The organism is Sphingomonas sp. (genome assembly GCF_024508665.1).
Taxonomy (GTDB): Bacteria; Pseudomonadota; Alphaproteobacteria; order Sphingomonadales; family Sphingomonadaceae; genus Sphingomonas.
The window spans coordinates 245,354-262,262 of record NZ_JANINP010000007.1 but is presented as its reverse complement, the minus strand read 5'-3'; the positions used below and the strand labels follow the sequence as shown (position 1 = coordinate 262,262).

15 protein-coding genes are annotated in these 16,909 nt (G+C 65.7%); 10 read left to right on the top strand and 5 right to left on the bottom strand.

From position 1 onward, the window contains the following. Positions 1-2,580: a DNA mismatch repair protein MutS gene (mutS, locus tag Q0L25_RS16390; RefSeq protein ID WP_296617780.1), complete on the top strand. Its 2,580-nt coding sequence runs from the start codon at positions 1-3 to the stop codon at positions 2,578-2,580. 120 nt (positions 2,581-2,700) lie between these two features. After that, a complete protein-coding gene (locus Q0L25_RS16385) occupies positions 2,701-3,036 on the top strand; it encodes a helix-turn-helix domain-containing protein (protein WP_296616139.1) in 336 nt (111 codons plus the stop codon). Between the two features lie 12 nt (positions 3,037-3,048). On the opposite strand, the gene Q0L25_RS16380 is transcribed toward Q0L25_RS16385, so the two are convergent. After that, positions 3,049-4,017, bottom strand: a complete 969-nt coding sequence (locus Q0L25_RS16380) for a hypothetical protein (protein WP_296616137.1) — start codon at positions 4,015-4,017, stop codon at positions 3,049-3,051. 181 nt (positions 4,018-4,198) lie between these two features. On the opposite strand from Q0L25_RS16380, the gene Q0L25_RS16375 reads away from it, so the two are divergent. The 6 genes from Q0L25_RS16375 (at position 4,199) to Q0L25_RS16350 (ending at position 10,766) form a co-directional block, all read left to right on the top strand. Next, positions 4,199-4,546, top strand: a complete 348-nt coding sequence (locus Q0L25_RS16375) for a helix-turn-helix transcriptional regulator (protein ID WP_296616135.1) — start codon at positions 4,199-4,201, stop codon at positions 4,544-4,546. Positions 4,547-4,626: 80 nt separating this feature from the next. After that, the gene (locus Q0L25_RS16370) at positions 4,627-7,374 is read left to right on the top strand and encodes a [protein-PII] uridylyltransferase (RefSeq protein ID WP_296616133.1); all 2,748 of its coding nucleotides are present in this window, start codon (positions 4,627-4,629) and stop codon (positions 7,372-7,374) included. 14 nt (positions 7,375-7,388) lie between these two features. After that, positions 7,389-7,769 carry a VOC family protein gene (locus tag Q0L25_RS16365; RefSeq protein ID WP_296616132.1) on the top strand — a complete coding sequence of 127 codons (381 nt, stop codon included), beginning with the start codon at positions 7,389-7,391 and terminating at the stop codon, positions 7,767-7,769. After that, positions 7,766-8,917: an 8-amino-7-oxononanoate synthase gene (locus Q0L25_RS16360; protein WP_296616130.1), complete on the top strand. Its 1,152-nt coding sequence runs from the start codon at positions 7,766-7,768 to the stop codon at positions 8,915-8,917. The genes Q0L25_RS16365 and Q0L25_RS16360 overlap by 4 nt, the downstream gene beginning before the upstream one ends. Then, a complete protein-coding gene (gene bioD / locus Q0L25_RS16355) occupies positions 8,914-9,537 on the top strand; it encodes a dethiobiotin synthase (RefSeq protein WP_296616128.1) in 624 nt (207 codons plus the stop codon). The genes Q0L25_RS16360 and bioD overlap by 4 nt, the downstream gene beginning before the upstream one ends. Further along, on the top strand, positions 9,534-10,766 hold the full coding sequence (locus Q0L25_RS16350; protein WP_296616126.1) for an adenosylmethionine--8-amino-7-oxononanoate transaminase: 1,233 nt from the start codon (positions 9,534-9,536) through the stop codon (positions 10,764-10,766). The genes bioD and Q0L25_RS16350 overlap by 4 nt, the downstream gene beginning before the upstream one ends. 238 nt (positions 10,767-11,004) lie before the next feature. Here the strand turns inward: Q0L25_RS16350 and infC are convergent, their stop codons facing one another. Continuing rightward, positions 11,005-11,535 (bottom strand): translation initiation factor IF-3, encoded by a 531-nt coding sequence (gene infC, locus Q0L25_RS16345; protein ID WP_296616125.1) that lies wholly within the window; start codon positions 11,533-11,535, stop codon positions 11,005-11,007. A gap of 289 nt (positions 11,536-11,824) precedes the next feature. On the opposite strand from infC, the gene Q0L25_RS16340 reads away from it, so the two are divergent. Then, the gene (locus tag Q0L25_RS16340) at positions 11,825-12,640 is read left to right on the top strand and encodes a TorF family putative porin (protein WP_296616123.1); all 816 of its coding nucleotides are present in this window, start codon (positions 11,825-11,827) and stop codon (positions 12,638-12,640) included. A 96-nt stretch (positions 12,641-12,736) separates the two neighbouring features. Here the strand turns inward: Q0L25_RS16340 and thrS are convergent, their stop codons facing one another. Both thrS and Q0L25_RS16330 read right to left on the bottom strand, forming a co-directional pair. After that, positions 12,737-14,761: a threonine--tRNA ligase gene (gene thrS, locus Q0L25_RS16335; protein ID WP_296617778.1), complete on the bottom strand. Its 2,025-nt coding sequence runs from the start codon at positions 14,759-14,761 to the stop codon at positions 12,737-12,739. A 239-nt stretch (positions 14,762-15,000) separates the two neighbouring features. Then, positions 15,001-15,261 (bottom strand): hypothetical protein, encoded by a 261-nt coding sequence (locus tag Q0L25_RS16330; protein ID WP_296616121.1) that lies wholly within the window; start codon positions 15,259-15,261, stop codon positions 15,001-15,003. Between the two features lie 209 nt (positions 15,262-15,470). On the opposite strand from Q0L25_RS16330, the gene Q0L25_RS16325 reads away from it, so the two are divergent. Further along, a complete protein-coding gene (locus Q0L25_RS16325; protein ID WP_296616119.1) occupies positions 15,471-15,818 on the top strand; it encodes a hypothetical protein in 348 nt (115 codons plus the stop codon). A 137-nt stretch (positions 15,819-15,955) separates the two neighbouring features. On the opposite strand, the gene Q0L25_RS16320 is transcribed toward Q0L25_RS16325, so the two are convergent. Beyond that, positions 15,956-16,804 (bottom strand): oxidoreductase, encoded by an 849-nt coding sequence (locus Q0L25_RS16320; RefSeq protein WP_296616117.1) that lies wholly within the window; start codon positions 16,802-16,804, stop codon positions 15,956-15,958. Positions 16,805-16,909: the final 105 nt, after the last annotated feature.

Here is a 16,909-nt window from a genome sequence, read left to right as displayed (position 1 = left end):
ATGATGGCCCAGTATCTCGCCCTGAAGGCGGAGGCTGGAGATTGCCTGCTCTTCTACCGGATGGGCGATTTCTTCGAATTGTTCTTCGAGGACGCGAAGATCGCCAGCGCGGTGCTCGACATCGCGCTGACTGCGCGCGGCGAGCATGATGGCGAGAAGATCCCGATGTGCGGCGTACCGGCGCATGCCGCGGTCGGCTATCTGCAGCGGCTGATCAAGGCCGGTCACCGCGTCGCCATCGCCGACCAGACCGAAACGCCGGCCGAGGCCAAGAAGCGTGGCGGCTCCAAGGCCCTGGTCGCGCGGGCGATCATCCGCGTGGTGACCGCCGGCACCCTGACCGAGGAGGCCTTGCTCGATTCCCGCAGTGCCAATTGGTGCGTCGCGATCGGCGAGGCCGCGGGCGGCGTCGCCGTCGCTGCCGCCGATGTTTCCACCGGGCGGTTCGAACTGACCGAGACCGATGCCGCTGGACTGTCCGCCGAACTTGCACGTCTGAACGCAGCCGAAGTGCTGGCGGGCGAAGGCAGCGCATTCGAGCATCTTGCCACCGTGCTGCGTCCGCGTAGCGAGTTCGACTCCACAGCTGCGGAAGCGAGACTGAAGCGGGTCTATGGCGTCGCGACGCTCGACGGTTTCGGCCAGTTGAGCCGCGCCGCCATGGCCGCGGCTGGCGGGCTCGTCGCCTATCTCGACCATACGGCGAAAGGCTCGCTGCCATTTCTGCGCCCGCCCCGGATCGGCAACGCCGGCGAAGCGATGGCGATCGACGCCGCGACGCGCGACAGCCTGGAACTCACCCAGACCCAGACCGGCCAGCGCAAGGGCAGCCTGCTCGATGCGGTCGACCGCACGGTGACGGGAGCGGGCGCCCGACTGCTCGCCGCCGATATCGGCGCGCCGCTGATGGATCGGGCGGCGATCGAAGCACGGCTCGATCTCGTCCAGCGGCTGCACGACGACGGCGCCTTACGCGAAAGCCTGCGCGCGACGTTGCGCAGCCTGCCCGACATAGGCCGCGCGCTAGGGCGGCTGGTCGCCGGCCGCGGCGGCCCCCGCGATCTCGGGCAGTTGCGTGATGGTCTGGATGGCGCCTGGTTGCTCGGCGAGCGGATCGACGCGCTCGATGCGCCGCCGCAATTGCTTCAGGATATCGTGCCTCGGCTTCGCGGCCACGGGTCGCTGATCGACCTGCTCAAGCGCGCGCTCGTCCCCGCTCCGCCGATCGACGCGTCCGATGGCGGCTATATCGCCGAAGGCTATGACGCCGAACTCGACGATCTGCGCGATGTGGGCGCCGGCGGCCGCCGCGCGATCGCCGCGCTCGAAGCCGAATATCGCAACCGTACGGGCACCAGCGCGCTCAAGATCCGTCATAACGGCGTGCTCGGCTATCATGTCGAGGTCCCGGCCAAGGCCGCCGATCCGCTGATGGCGCCCGACAGCGGATTCACTCATCGCCAGACGCTGGCCGGCGTCGTCCGCTTCAACGCGCCCGAGCTTCACGAACTGGCGATGAAGGTCACCCAGGCCGGCAGCCATGCGCTGGCAGCCGAGGCCGCGCATCTGGAGGAACTGACCCAGACCGCGCTCGCCGGCCGCGAGGCGATCGCCGCGACCGCCGATGCGCTGGCGCGGCTCGACGTCGCCGCCGGCCTTGCCGAGCGCGCCGCCGAGGACGGCTGGGCGCGGCCCAGCCTGGTCGATCACGCCTGTTTCGAGGTCGAAGGCGGGCGCCATCCGGTCGTCGAGGCCGCCGTCCAGAAGAGCGGCGAGCGCTTCGTCGCCAACGATTGCATGCTGTCCGAAACCTCGCGGCTGTGGCTCGTCACTGGTCCCAATATGGGCGGCAAGTCGACCTTCCTGCGCCAGAACGCCCTGATCGCCGTTCTTGCCCAAGCGGGCAGCTACGTGCCCGCGGCGCGCGCCGAACTCGGACTGGTCGACAAGCTCTTCAGCCGCGTCGGCGCGTCGGACAATCTCGCGCGTGGGCGGTCGACCTTCATGGTCGAAATGGTCGAGACCGCGGCGATCCTGGCGCAGGCCACGCCGCGCAGCTTCGTCATCCTCGACGAAGTCGGGCGGGGCACGTCGACCTATGACGGTCTCGCCATCGCCTGGGCAGTGGTCGAAGCGATCCATGAGGACAATCGCTGCCGCTGCCTGTTCGCGACGCATTATCACGAGCTGACCCGGCTTGCCGAACGCTGTGACGCGCTGAGCCTCCATCATGTCCGCGCGCGCGAATGGAAAGGCGATCTCGTCCTGCTCCACGAAGTCTCCGAGGGGCCTGCCGACCGTTCCTATGGCCTCGCGGTCGCACGCCTCGCCGGGTTGCCGCCGGCGACGATCGCGCGCGCCAAGGCGGTTCTGGCCAAGCTTGAGGCGGGCCGGGCCAAGACCGGAGGGCTAGCCGCCGGGCTCGACGACCTGCCGCTGTTCGCGGCGGCCATCGAAGCGGAGGAAGAGGAATGCGACGCCGTCCGCGCCGAACTCGATGGCCTCGACGTCGACGCGCTGAGCCCGCGCGAGGCGCTCGACGTGCTATACCGCCTGAAGCGGCTCGCGAGTGATGCCTAGACGCATTTTTCGGCTTCCCAGTGTTGGATCGGCTCAAATAATTTCCGCTCCACCAATTAGGACCGTTGCGGCCACTCTATAACCGTGGCAGAAACCTCCGCGGGGACAGGAGGGGATTCGATGGACCGCGACGACCGCGGTCCGGCACCAAATCATGAGCGTGCGGAAATGGAGGGAAGGGCCATTCCCGCACCAAGCCAGATCGGCGAGGCCTTATGGCGCGGCCGGTTGAGGATGGGCTTGTCGCTGGATGATGTGGCGCGCCGGGCCGGCACTGACCTGCAGACCGTTAGTGCGATAGAGGATTCGGACTTCGGCCGCATGCCTGGCGTCAGCAAGACGATCGCGGCAGCGCGCGCCTATGCCCGAGTCGTGAAACTGCCCGAAAAATGGGTCGCTTTGACTCTCGCCGCCGAGCTGGCGCGGATCGCCATCTCCTCGTTGCCGATCACTTGATTCCTGCGTGCCTTAGCTGAAGTCGACCAGCGGCGGCCGCCCCGCGACATACGCCTGTTTTGGATCATTGAAGGGGAAGCCGCCGGGGACCAGTCTTCCGAACAGGGCCGCGGTCCGCATTGTCGCCGTCGCTCCCATGATCGCGGCGCCGGGTCCGGCCAGCAGATCGTCGGATAACAATACCCCGCGCCCACGCTCGATCAGCTTGCCAGCCGCCGTCGTTGCGAGAATCTGGCGCCGCACGGTCGAATAAGGGATCGTCATTGCGCGCGCGATCGCCGCGGCGGACACCGGATCGCGCAGCTCGATGGGGACTACGGTCTCGGTTTCCGAATATTGGCGCGCCAGTTCGCTATCGAGCGTGATCCTCCGCACGCTCGCGACCAGCACCGCCCCGACGATGGCGAGTTCCAGCCAGTCCGCCACGAACATCCCGACATTGTCGAACGCCCCCAGCGCCAGATCGATCGAGGCCGCGAGCGTAATATCGGCGCGATAAGGGTGCTCGGCTGTCGCGGCACGCGGCAGCGGCAAGTCGACGGCGTGGAATTCATCGGCCAACCAGACCAGCGAATCGTGCAGATGGACCAGCAATGCCGCGACGTCGGGATCGTCGCGCAGCGAAATCGGGATCACCACGCCGCTGTTCGTGCGCACGCACAATCCGGCGGCGATCAGCGCGTTGACGTGGCGGCGAACCGTTTCGAAGGGGCGGTGCAACGACTGCGACAGCGCGTTGATGCTGATCCCGCCATTATCGGTTTGGCTACGTGGCGCGTTGGGCCAATCGGCAAGCACCTCGCCGCTCGCGCGCAATATCGCCAGGAAGAAGATGCCGCGGTCGAACACGAACGACCCGCCGGCAAGCTTGCGCACGATAGCGATCGCCTTGACCAGGCTGGTCAGTTGCGTTTCCACCAGCAGGCGCGACGCTAGCCGCGACTGTGTCCGCTCCGGGGTTACCGGCGGCCCAACGTTCATCATTCCCACCCCGCGCCAAAAGAGACGCCCCGCCAAGCCATTACAATAAGATTACCGCGCCGCAAACCATCTGAGCGACCTAAATTCGGACATCTGGCAAGCGGCGAGGCGTCCCTGACCGCCAAGATCGTTGCGACGGCGACACAATGGTGCGATCCTTCGTTGAGTCGGGGGACCTAAAATGAATCTGTTCGGAGAAGAACTTGACCGTGACATGCCGCCGTTGGCCGCGGACGCGGTCGGCCGCGCCTTGCGGTCGGCGCGCGAGCAATTGGGATTGTCGCTGGCCGAAGTCGCCAGCGAGACGAGGATGCCCGTTCGGCATCTCGAAGCGATCGAGCAGGCGCGCTTCGACGGCTTCTCCGCCCCGGTCTATGCGCTTGGTTTCGCCCGCAATTACGCCCGCGCGGTAGGCTTGCCGCTGCAATGGGTCACCGATTGCCTGCATGGCGAGGTTGCCGCATTCTTTGCCAATCGCGCGCGCTTCGATCTTGGCTGGACAGCCGAGGGACTCCAGCACGGCCGCTAGAGGTTTCGGCTTCGCTGAAACGCATTCCGAGCAATTAAACCGCGCGTGACGCCGCCCGCGTTCGCGACTATCGGCGGGTCATGCCCGCACGCTTCGACAGCCTGCCCCACCGCCGCGCGATCATCGACCGCCGCTTATTGGCCGATGCGCTCAAGGCTTTGGAGGGGGACGACCGTACCAAGCTCCGCCAGGCGGCAACCGCTTTGCTCAAACAGGCGCTGCAATCGGGCCGCGCCGAGATCGAGCGCCGGTTGATCGAACATCCGTCGCGGGGCCTGGAAATCGCCGCGAGCCAAGCGTTCTTGATCGACCAGATCCTGCGCCTCCTCTACGATTTCACCGTCGAGCGGCTCTATCGGCTGAGCAATCCCACCGCCGCCGAACGTCTGACGCTGATCGCGGTCGGTGGCTATGGCCGCGGCGAGATGGCCCCGCATTCCGACGTCGATATCGGCTTCCTGACGCCATGGAAGGAAACGCCCTGGCACGAACAGGTCGTCGAATCGATGCTCTACGCCTTGTGGGACCTGGGGCTGAAGGTCGGTCAGTCGACCCGCAGCCTCGACGACATGGTGCGTCAGGCAAAGGGCGACGTCACGGTCCGCACCGCTTTGCTCGAGGCGCGCTACGTCTGGGGTGATCAGGACCTCTACGATGAGGCGGCGCGGCGCTTCAAGGCGGAAGTCCAGTCGGACACCGCGCGCGTGTTCATCACCGAAAAACTCGCCGAGCGCGACTTGCGCCACAAACGCATGGGGGACACGCGCTATGTCGTCGAACCCAATGTCAAGGAAGGCAAAGGCGGGCTGCGTGACCTCCACGCGCTCTTCTGGATCGGCAAATATGCCTATAACGTCCAGACTGCGTCGCAACTGGTCGATGTGGGGCTGTTCACCCGTGCCGAATATGCGCAGTTCCACCGCGCCGACAATTTCCTTTGGGCAGTGCGCTGCCACCTCCATTCGCTATCGCGACGCGCGGAAGACCGCCTGACCTTCGACATGCAGCGCGAGATCGCCGAGCGGATGCGCTTCGCCGACCGACCCGGCAAGTCCAAGGTCGAGCGCTTCATGCATTACTATTTCCTCCAGGCGAAAGCGGTAGGCGACCTGACTGGGGTCTTCCTGGCGCATCTCGACGACAAATTCGCCGCGCGCGGCCGGCGCTTCGGCCTGCCAGTGCTGCGGCGCCGGCCGAGCAAACTCCACGGCTTCGTGCTCGATCGCGGCCGGCTCGCGCTGCCCAGCGACGATTTCTTCGTCCAGAAACCAAGCCGACTGATCGAAATCTTCGTGCTCGCCGACCGCCATGGTCTGGAGATCCATCCCCTTGCGATGCGCGCCGCCGCGCGAGACGCGAAGCTGGTCGACGACATCCGCCGCGATCCCGAGGCCAACGCTCTGTTCCTCGAAGTCCTGACCAGTCGCAACAACCCCGAAGTCACCCTGCGCTGGATGAACGAGGCCGGCGTGTTCGGCCGCTTCGTTCCCGATTTCGGCCGCGTCGTCGCGCAGATGCAGTTCGACATGTATCATCACTACACCGTCGACGAGCACACCATCCACGCGATCGGACTGTTGAGCCGGATCGAGCGCGGCGAGCTCAGCGACGATCATCCGCTCAGCCATGCGATCATGAAACAGATCGCCTCGCGGCGCGTGCTGTATGTCGCGGTCTTGCTGCACGATATCGCCAAGGGGCGTGGCGGCGACCATTCGGTGCTCGGCGCGGAAGTCGCGCAGCGGCTCTGCCCGCGCTTCGGGATGACCGCGGCCGAGACCGAGACAGTGGCCTGGCTGGTCCGCTATCACCTGCTAATGTCCGCGACTGCGTTCAAGCGCGACCTGTCGGACTTCAAGACGATCCTCGATTTCTGCGAGGTGGTGCAAAGTCCGGAGCGGCTGCGCTTGCTCTTGACCTTGACCGTGGTCGATATCCGCGCCGTCGGCCCCGGCGTGTGGAATGGCTGGAAACGCCAGCTTCTCACCGATCTCTACGACGCGGCGGAGGAAGTGCTGCGGCTCGGCCACAAGCAGAAGGGACGCAGCGAGCGTGTCGCCGCCAAGCAGCAAGCAGTCGCCGCCGCGCTCGGCTGGGATGACCGGACCTTCGCGTCGATCGTCAAGCGCCTGCCCGAATCCTATTGGGTGGCTGAACCAGACCACGCGCTGATCGCCAATCTGAAGCTGATGGCCGAGGCAGGCGACCAGCCGCTGTCGATCGCCAGCCAGGTCGATACCGATCGCGGCGCGACGTTGGTCACGATCTATGCCGCCGACCATCCCGGCCTATTCTATCGCATCGCCGGCGCGATCAGCGTGGCGGGCGGCAATATCATCGACGCGCGGATCCATACGACGCGCGACGGCATGGCGATCGACAATTTCCTGGTCCAGGATCCGCTCGGCCGGCCATTCGACGACACCGCGCAGCTGGCCCGGTTGCGGCGCGCGATCGAGGATGCGCTGGCCAATCGCAACAAGCTGAGCGACCGGCTCAAGGCGAAACCGCCGCCGCGGCCGCGCGCAGAGGCATTCGACATCAATCCCGCGGCCTTCGTCGACAACCATGCGTCGAACCGCTTCACGGTGATCGAGGTCAATGCGCGCGATCGCCCGGCCCTGCTGCATCAGCTTGCCCAGGCGCTGTTCCAGTCGAAAGTGACGATCCACTCGGCGCATGTCGCGACCTATGGCGAACGCGCCGTCGACACTTTCTACGTGACTGACCTGACCGGCGACAAGATCGAGGCGCCGGCACGGGTCAAGGCGCTCGAACGCCGGCTGGTCGATGCCGCAATGGGTGAAATGGCCGCGCAGGCGGCCTGACAGAGGAGAATGCAATGCCGGTACTCGGAATTGGCGGAATATTCTTCCGCGCGAAGGATCCCGACGCGCTCAACGCATGGTATCGCGAGAATCTCGGCATCGGTGCCGGCTGCGCGGCCGAAGATACCGGTCCGGGCGACGAGTGGAGCTGGACGATCCAGGGCGGGCCGTTGATCTTCTCGCCGTTCAAGGCGGACACCGATTATTGGCCGAGCGACCGCCAGTACATGCTCAACCTGCGCGTGCGCGACCTCGATGGCCTGCTCGAGCAATTGAACGCCAGCGGGATCGACGTGATCATCAAGCCCGAATGGAACTCGCCCGAAACCGGCCAGTTCGCGCGCATCCACGATCCGGAGGGCAACCCGATCGAATTGTGGGAAGCGCCGGCTTGAGTCGATCCGACCCCGTTCCGCCCGGCGCGGCGTTCCAGGCAAAGCTCCAAGACGATCTCTACGCACTGACCGGCCGCCACCGCCGGCGCGCGCTGGCGGCGCGGACCGGCCGCGACTTCGCCTCGAACGATTATCTCGCGCTTGCCGGCTCGCCCGAAATGCGGGCGATCGTCGCCGATGCGCTGGCGCGCGGCGTGCCGATCGGCGCGGGCGGATCGCGCCTCTTGCGCGGCAATCATGACGAGCATGAAGCGCTCGAGGCAGAGGCGGCGCGGTGGTTCGGCAGCGAGGCGACGCTGTATTTCAGCACCGGCTTCGCCGCCAATGGCGGGTTGTTCGCAGCACTGCCCGGCGCCGACGACTTAGTCATATATGACGAGTTGATCCACGCCAGCGCGCATGACGGTATGCGGCTCGGCCGCGCCGCGCGCGTCTCGGCCAGGCACAATGACGCCGATGCCGTCGCCGATGCGATCGCTCGATGGCGCCGCGAGGGCGGCCTGGGCCGGCCGTGGATCGCGGTCGAGAGCCTCTATTCGATGGACGGCGACCGCGCCCCACTCGCCGATCTGATGGCGATCGCCGATCGTGAGGACGCCGTACTGATCGTAGATGAGGCGCATGCAACCGGTGTGTTCGGGCTGGCCGGGCGCGGGTTGGCGGCCGAATGGGAAGGTCGGGACAACCTCATCACCTTGCGGACCTGCGGCAAGGCGCTGGGCGCAGAAGGCGCGCTGGTCTGCGCCTCGCGCGCGGTGTGCGACATCCTGATCAATCGAGCGCGTGGTTTCATCTTTTCGACCGCGCCCTCCCCATTGATGGCAGCGGCGGTGCGCGGCAGCCTCGCTTTGCTCGCGCGCGAGCAGGAGCGGATCGCCAGGCTCGATAGTCTGGTGCGCCACGCCCATGATCGCCTCGTCCCGCTCGGCGCGCTGGCCAGCGGATCGCCGATCATGCCGGTGATTATCGGCGATGACGCACGGACGATGGAGATTGCCGCGCGCCTGCAGGCACAGGGGTTCGACGTTCGCGGCATCCGCCCGCCGACCGTTCCCGTCGGCACCGCACGCCTGCGGCTGTCGATCACGCTCAATATCGACGCCGCGACGATCGATGCGCTCGCCGATGCGCTGAAAGAGGAATTGTGACTGCAATCGTCATCACCGCCACGGGCACCGATATCGGCAAGACCGTGTTCGCCGCCGCGCTGACCGCCGCGCTCGACGGTTGTTACTGGAAGCCGGTCCAGGCCGGGCTCGACGACGGCAGCGACCTGGAGCGGGTCGGACGATTGTCGGGGCTGCCCGCCGATCGCCTGCTATCCGAGGCCTATCGCCTGACCACCCCCTGCTCGCCGCACCGCGCAGCGGAGATCGACGGCGTGACGATCGATGTCGAGGCGCTCGAACCACCGCAATGCGACAGATCGCTGGTAGTCGAAGGCGCCGGCGGCGTGCTGGTGCCCTTCACGCGGCAGACGACCTTCGCGGACGTAATGGCGCGCTGGGGGTTGCCGGTCGTGCTCGTCGCGGCGACGTCGCTCGGCACGATCAGCCACAGCCTAGCCGCGATCGAAGCGCTGCGCGCGCGCGGCGTCGATATCCGCGGCATCGCCTTTGTCGGCGATGCGGTGGAGGATAGCGAGGCGACGATCGCGGCGATGGGCAAGGTCAAGCGCCTCGGCCGCCTGCCGATCGTGTCGCCCCTCGAACCCGCGACGCTTGCCGCTGCCTTCGCCGCCAATTTCGATCTGGCCGATTTTCGATGAGCGCTTCCCCGGTCTGGCATCCCTTTACCCAGCACGGGCTCGGCGAACCGATCCCGCTGGTGACGCACGCCGAGGGCGCAGTGCTCCACACCGCCGATGGCCGGCGCGTGATCGACGCGATCTCGTCCTGGTGGGTGACCACGCACGGCCATTGCCATCCGCGCATCATGGCGGCGATCGCCACGCAGACGCAAAAGCTCGACCAGATCATCTATGCCGGCTGGACGCACGAGCCCGCCGAGACGCTCGCGCGCGGGCTGACCGCGATCATGCCGCCCGCCCTCACCCACGTCTTCTATTCGGACAGCGGGTCGACCAGCGTCGAGGTCGCGCTCAAGATGGCCTTGGGGTTCTGGACCAATCGCGGCGAGTCTCGCCACCGCATCCTGGTGATGGAGCACAGCTATCACGGCGACACGATCGGAGCGATGTCGGTCGGCGCGCGCGGCGTGTTCAATCGGGCCTACGCGCCGTTGCTATTCGATGTCGGCACCATTCCTTTTCCGGCGGCCGCGCACGAACAAGCGACGCTCGACGCGCTGGAAGCGGCATGCCGCGAGCGGCCCGCGGCGTTCATCGTCGAGCCGCTGATCCTCGGCGCCGGCGGCATGCTGACCTATCCGGCGCAGCTATTGGCCGAGATGCGCGCGATCTGCGCGCGGCACGACGTGCTGTTCATCGCCGATGAAGTGATGACCGCCTGGGGCCGCACCGGGACGTTGCTGGCCTGCGAACAGGCCGGGGTCGTGCCCGACATTCTGTGCCTGTCGAAAGGGCTGACGGGCGGCGCCATGCCGCTTGCGGTGACGATGGCGACGCAGCCGATCTTCGATGCGCATCTGTCCGACGATCGCGCCAAGATGTTCTTCCACTCGTCGAGCTACACCGCCAACCCGATCGCCTGCGCGGCCGCGGTCGCCAATCTGGAGATCTGGCGCGACGAACCGGTGCTCGAGCGGATCGCCGATCTCGGCGCGCGGCAACAGGCGCGGCTTGATGGGATCGAGGGAGTGACAGGAAAGCGGCGGATCGGGACGATCGCGGCGATGGACGTGCCGGTGTCCGACGGCGGCTATCTGGCGACGATCGGCCCAAGATTGCTCAAGCATTTCCGTGAGTTGGACGTGCTGCTCCGGCCGCTTGGCAACACGGTTTATGTGATGCCGCCCTACTGCATATCCGACGCGGAATTGGATACAGTATACAATGCAATTGCCACGGCGGTGTGACGCGCCGTTCTGCCTCTAAGCCTCACCCGGCATCCGCCGTTCAGGTTGGCGAGGATTAGAGGCTCAAGCTCCACGCTTGCGGCAGAGTGGGCCCGGCACAAGGCCGGGATGACGCCGGTATTTTTTGGGTAGCGGAGCCGGCGCGGAGTAAATCCGCGCCGTCGGTCGGCGCTTGCGCGCCGCCGGCCGGGCTCAGTGCCGGGCGCGGAATAGCGTCGCTATTCCGCTGCACCGAGCCTTATTTCGGCGAGAGCACCATCAGCATCTGACGGCCTTCCATGCGCGGATAGCTTTCGACCTTCGCGTCTTCGGCCGTGTCTTCCTGCACGCGCTTGAGCAGATTCATGCCGAGCTGGCCGTGGCTCAGTTCGCGGCCGCGGAAACGGAGCGTCACCTTGACCTTGTCGCCCTCGCCGATGAACTTGTGAATGGCCTTCATCTTCGTATCATAGTCATGATCGTCGATGTTCGGACGCATCTTGATCTCCTTGATCTCCTGCGTCTTCTGGCTCTTGCGAGCGAGGTTGGCCTTTTTCTGCGCCTCGTACTTGAACTTGCCGACATCGAGGAACTTGGCCACGGGCGGATCGGCGTTCGGCGACACTTCGACAAGGTCGAGGCCAAGGCTCTGCGCCTGTTCCATCGCCTCTCTGGTGTACATCACGCCCAGATTTTCGCCTTCATGGTCGATCACTCGAACCTTGGGCGACTGGATCCATTCGTTGAATCGGGGGCCGTTCATCGGCGGCGCCTGGTTTGGTCGGCGCATCGTGGGAGGACGGATAGGTACTGCTCCTTTGGGTTGTGAAGCCACCGATATAGAATTTTGCCGAGGGATTTAAAAGCGGGGACAGCAAAAGTCGGCATTTATGCACGCGAATGGCGGCTCGCGGTCGAAGCGGCCCCGGCAGGCGGCAACATTTCCTCACGATCGCGCACGATTGCGGCAATGCGGCCACGATAGTCAGGAGCCGCCGCCGGGACTCGGTCTCGCCATAGAAGACCCTGCCGGGCGGCCGCAGGAGGAACGTTCACCTCATCGTTCAGGGGAATGTTCCATGATCTATCGCCTCGCCGCCATCGCGGCGGCGTCGTTGCTGGCTGCCATGCCCGCCGCGGCGCAGGAAGAACCGCCCAAGCCGGTCACCGTGTCGGCCAATGTCGCCTTGGTGTCCGACTATCGTTTCCGCGGCGTGTCGCAGTCCGACAAGCATGCCGCGCTGCAAGGCGGCGTGACCGTCACGCACGAAAGCGGCGTCTATGCGGGCGCCTGGGCATCGAACCTTGCCGGCTGGGGGACGTTCGGCGGCGCCAATCTCGAACTCGATCTGTTCGCCGGGATCAAGAAGCCGATCGCCGGCGGCACCACAATCGACATTGGGCTGACCTGGTACATGTATCCCGGTGGCGCCGACACGACCGACTTCGCCGAGCCTTATGTCAAACTCGGCACCACGATCGGACCGGCCAATCTGCTCGCAGGGGTCGCTTATGCCCCGAAGCAGAAGGCGCTGGGCAATTTCTCCAACACGCCGCAAAGCCGCGGCCAGTCGCAGGACAATCTCTATCTTTGGGGCGACGCCAGCGTCGGCATTCCCAAGACCCCGCTGACCGCCAAGGCGCATCTCGGCCATTCCAACGGCAATCCGGGGCTCGGCCCCAACGGCACCAGCGTGACGCCGACCGGCGAGTATTTCGACTGGTCGCTTGGGCTGGACTATGTGATCGGCCCGGTGACGCTCGGCGTGTCCTATGTCGATACCGACATCAGCAAGGCAAGGTCGGCATATTTGCAGCCCAATTTCTCGTCGACCAAGAATGGCTCGTCGATCGCCGGGGCAACCGCTTTGTTCTCCGTCAGCGCGGCGTTCTGAGGTGCCCATCCCCCTCCCTTGCAGGGAGGGGGAAAGAGTCCGTCGATTCATCCGTAGCGAAACAGGGCGGCGGACGATGCAGCCCGCCGGCCCCGCTCAGCCCTGAGCCTCGACCGCTGCTTCGATCGCCAGATCGGGCGCCAGCGCTTCGCGCTGGAGCTGTTCGACCGCCGCGGCCAGGGTCAGCACTTGCTGGCGCTCGCTGCCCAGCTGGCGCAGCGCGACCGTGCCTTCGTCGGCCTCGCGCTTGCCTACGACCAGCAGATTCGGGACCTTGGCCAGGCTGTGCTCGCGCACCTTGTAGTTGATCTTCTCGTTGCGAAGATCGGTCTCGACCCGCAGCCCCGCCGTGCGCAGCTCGGCCGCGACCTGCACCGCATAATCGTCGGCGTCCGACACGATCGTCGCCACCACCGCCTGAACCGGTGCAAGCCATGCCGGCAGCTTGCCGGCGAAATGCTCGATCAGGATGCCGATGAAACGCTCGTACGACCCGAAGATGGCGCGATGGAGCATCACCGGACGATGGCGCTCGCCATCCTCCCCGACATAGCTCGCGTCGAGCCGTTCGGGCAGCACGCGGTCCGACTGGATCGTGCCGACCTGCCACGTCCGGCCGATCGCATCGGTCAAATGCCATTCGAGCTTGGGCGCGTAGAACGCCCCCTCGCCGGGCAGCTCTTCCCAGCCATATTCCTCGTTGGCGAGACCGGCCCTGACCACGGCGTCGCGCAGTTCGGCCTCCGCCTTGTCCCACATCTCCTCGGTGCCGAAGCGGTTGTCGGGCCGAAGCGCCAGTTTGATCGCATATTTGAAGCCGAAGTCGCGATAGATGCGGTCGGCGAGGCGGCAGAAGGCCTGCACTTCCTCGACGATCTGGTCCTCGCGGCAGAAGATGTGCGCATCGTCCTGGGTAAATTGACGCACGCGCATCAGACCATGCAATGCGCCGTGCGGCTCGTTGCGATGGCAGCAGCCATTTTCGTACAGGCGCAACGGCAGGTCGCGATAGGACTTGATCCCCTGGCGGAAGATCAGGACGTGCGCCGGGCAATTCATCGGCTTCAACGCCATCCACTCGGCATGGTCGGAGACGATCGGCCCCTCATCCTCGGTGTTGGGCACTTCGTCGGGGATGACGAACATGTTCTCGCGATATTTGCCCCAATGGCCGGACTGCTCCCACTGGCGCGCGTCCATCACCTGCGGCGTCTTCACCTCGCGATAGCCCGCGGCGTCGATCGCGCGACGCATATAGGCCTCGAGCTCGCGCCAGATCATATAGCCCTTGGGGTGCCAGAACACCGATCCGTGCGCCTCGGCCTGGAGGTGGAACAGGTCCATCTCCTGCCCCAGCTTGCGATGATCGCGCTTGGCCGCCTCTTCCAGCCGGAACAGGTGTTGATCGAGTTGCTTCTTGTTAAGCCAGCCCGTGCCGTAGATGCGCGAGAGCATCGCGTTATTCTGGTCGCCGCGCCAATAGGCGCCCGACACGCGCGTCAGCTTGAACGCATTGGGATCGAGCTTGCCCGTCGAGGCGAGATGCGGGCCGCGGCACATGTCGAGCCAGGCGTCCGGGCGATTGCCGGCCTTGTAGACCGTCAGTTCCTCGCCCTCGGGCAGTTCGGCGGCCCATTCGGCCTTGAACGTCTCGCCCTGCGTCTTCCAGCGCGCGATCAAATCGGCGCGGCTCCACACTTCACGGATCAGCGGTTCGTTGCGCGCGATGATCGCACGCATTTCCGCCTCGATCGCGGGCAGTTCTTCCTCGGTGAAGGGACCGTGCTCGGGCGTCGGCGCGAAATCGTAATAGAAGCCATCGTCGGTCGCCGGGCCGAACGTGATCTGCGTACCCGGAAACAGATTCTGCACCGCCTCGGCCAGCACGTGCGCGAAATCGTGGCGCGCAAGTTCGAGCGCGTCCTTCTCGTCGCGGCTGGTGACGAGCGCGAGCTGGGCGTCGTGATCGAGCGGGCGCGTGATATCGCGCAACTCACCGTCGACGCGCGCGGCGATCGCCGCCTTGGCCAGGCCGGGGCCGATCGCCGCAGCGATGTCGGCCGGGGTCGTACCGGACGCGACCTCGCGAACCGAGCCGTCGGGGAGCGTGATCGAAAGCATTTCCATGGTCGTTCCTGTCAGTTGGCGCGCCTATGCACCCGGCAGCGTCCGAGGGAAAGACTGGAACGGGAGAGCGGACGCCGACCTCACCCATTCCCGGGCGAGGCAATCGGCGTGAGCGTCAGTCGCGCGCGCCGAACACCCCCCGGAAAGCCGGGGTAGTGGTGGTAGTCGTGGCGAACGCGCTGTTCATGTAGGCGGATATATGGCGGGCCGGCTGAAGAATCCAGCCGCGGCTATTACTTGTTCGCGGCGATCTGCTGGAGTTGCCATTCGATCGAGCTCCACAGATGCGCGGTATGCGCCGCCACCGTATCGCGTAATGCCTTTGCATTGGGAGTCGTGGCGTCGAGTTGATCGACCGCGGCGACGTTCGCTTCCTTAAGCTTGGCCACTGTTCCGACGGGATCCCCGTCGTTGCCGAGCAGCGACAGCCAGGCGCCTTCGACCGCCATGCGCAACGCCACCAGCTGGGCCTGCAGGTCGGCAATATCGTCCATGGTTCAATCCTCAACAAATGCGGTCGGCGAACTCCTTCGCGAGTCATCGCCGATGTCGCGAGGGCCTATGGACGCGTTCGACCTGAAGGAAAAGGCCGCGCCGTCACGCAGCGGTCGCCGATCATAACCGTGTCTTATCGGACTATCGCCACATTCGATTTTTGCCGGCGCGCCCGGCGCCTTAGACCATGGAGCAGGAGGATCGCCCGATGGACAAGATCGTTATCCTGCGCCGCTGGTCGGCGCGCATCCGTACCGCCGACGAGGCGGACTATGTTGCCTATATCGCCGGCACCGGGCTCGACGATTACCGCGCGACGCCGGGCAATCTCGGCGCGCAGATGCTGGTCCGCACGCTCGGCAATGGCGAAAGCGAGGTCACGACGCTCAGCTGGTGGGAATCGATCGACGCGATCGTGGCGTTCGCCGGCGAGGATATCGACCGCGCGCGTTACTATCCGGAGGACGACCGTTTCCTACTGACGCGGCCCGACCATGTCGAGCATCATCGCGTGGTCGGGGGGTCCGATCTACACGGACCCGCCCAATCGCAATGACACAACCGTCATGCCGGGCTTGTCCCGGCATCCACCGCGCAACAACGCCTGCCTTCGCAAGTGGAAGAGTGGACCCCGGGACAAGCCCGGGGTGACGACCGTTGAAATGGCGCGGTCGGTCCGTCTTGTTGGAACACCTAGGCCCCAGCCAGTTCCTCGGCCGGATAGTCGGTGCTGAGCGCGAGGTCGCGCCATTGCGCGAGTTCGCTGGCGACGAAGGCATTCTTGGCCTCGACAATGGCCACGGTATCGCTGCCGAACTGGATGCGGAGCGGCGGCTGGGCCTCGCCCGCCAGGCGGACGATCGCGGTCGCGAGCTTGGCGGGATCGCCTTGCTGCGCATAATTGTTGGCGCTCGACCATTCGCGCGTCTGGCCCGAGGTCTGGTCGTAATCGGCGATCCGCTGCGCATGTGGTGCCAGCGAACTGCCGTCGAGGAAGTCGGTGCGGAACGCGCCCGGCTCGACCACGGTGACGTGGATGCCGAGCGGCTCCAGTTCGCCGTGCAATGCCTCGCTCAACGCCTCGACCGCGAATTTGGTCGAGCAATAGATGCCGAACCCGGCGCGCGACGCATAGCCGCCGACCGACGACAGGTTGAACACCCGGCCCGAGCGCTGGCGGCGCATATGCGGCAGCACCGCGCGCGTCACGCCGAGCAGGCCGAACACATTGGTCGCATAGACGCGCTGGATTTCCTCCGCGCTGGCTTCCTCGACCGCGCCGACCACGCCGAACCCGGCGTTGTTGACCAGTATGTCGATCCGGCCGAACCGCTTGATCGCCGCGGCAACCGCGTCATTCGCCTGGGCCTGATCGGTGACGTCGAGCCGTACCGCGAGCAGATGGTCGTGTCCGCCCAGCGTCTTGGTCACGTCGTCGGGATTGCGCGCGGTGGCGACGACGGCGTCGCCCGCCTCCAGTGCCGCCTTGGCGATCAGCGCGCCGAACCCACGCGACGCGCCGGTGATGAACCATGTCCGCATGATCTGTCTCCTCGAATTGATCCGGCGGCAATCCGTCGGTGAAGCCCAGATAGACGCTGGCGCTTAATGAGATAATCGACGATATCATCCACGAGTTAATGAGCA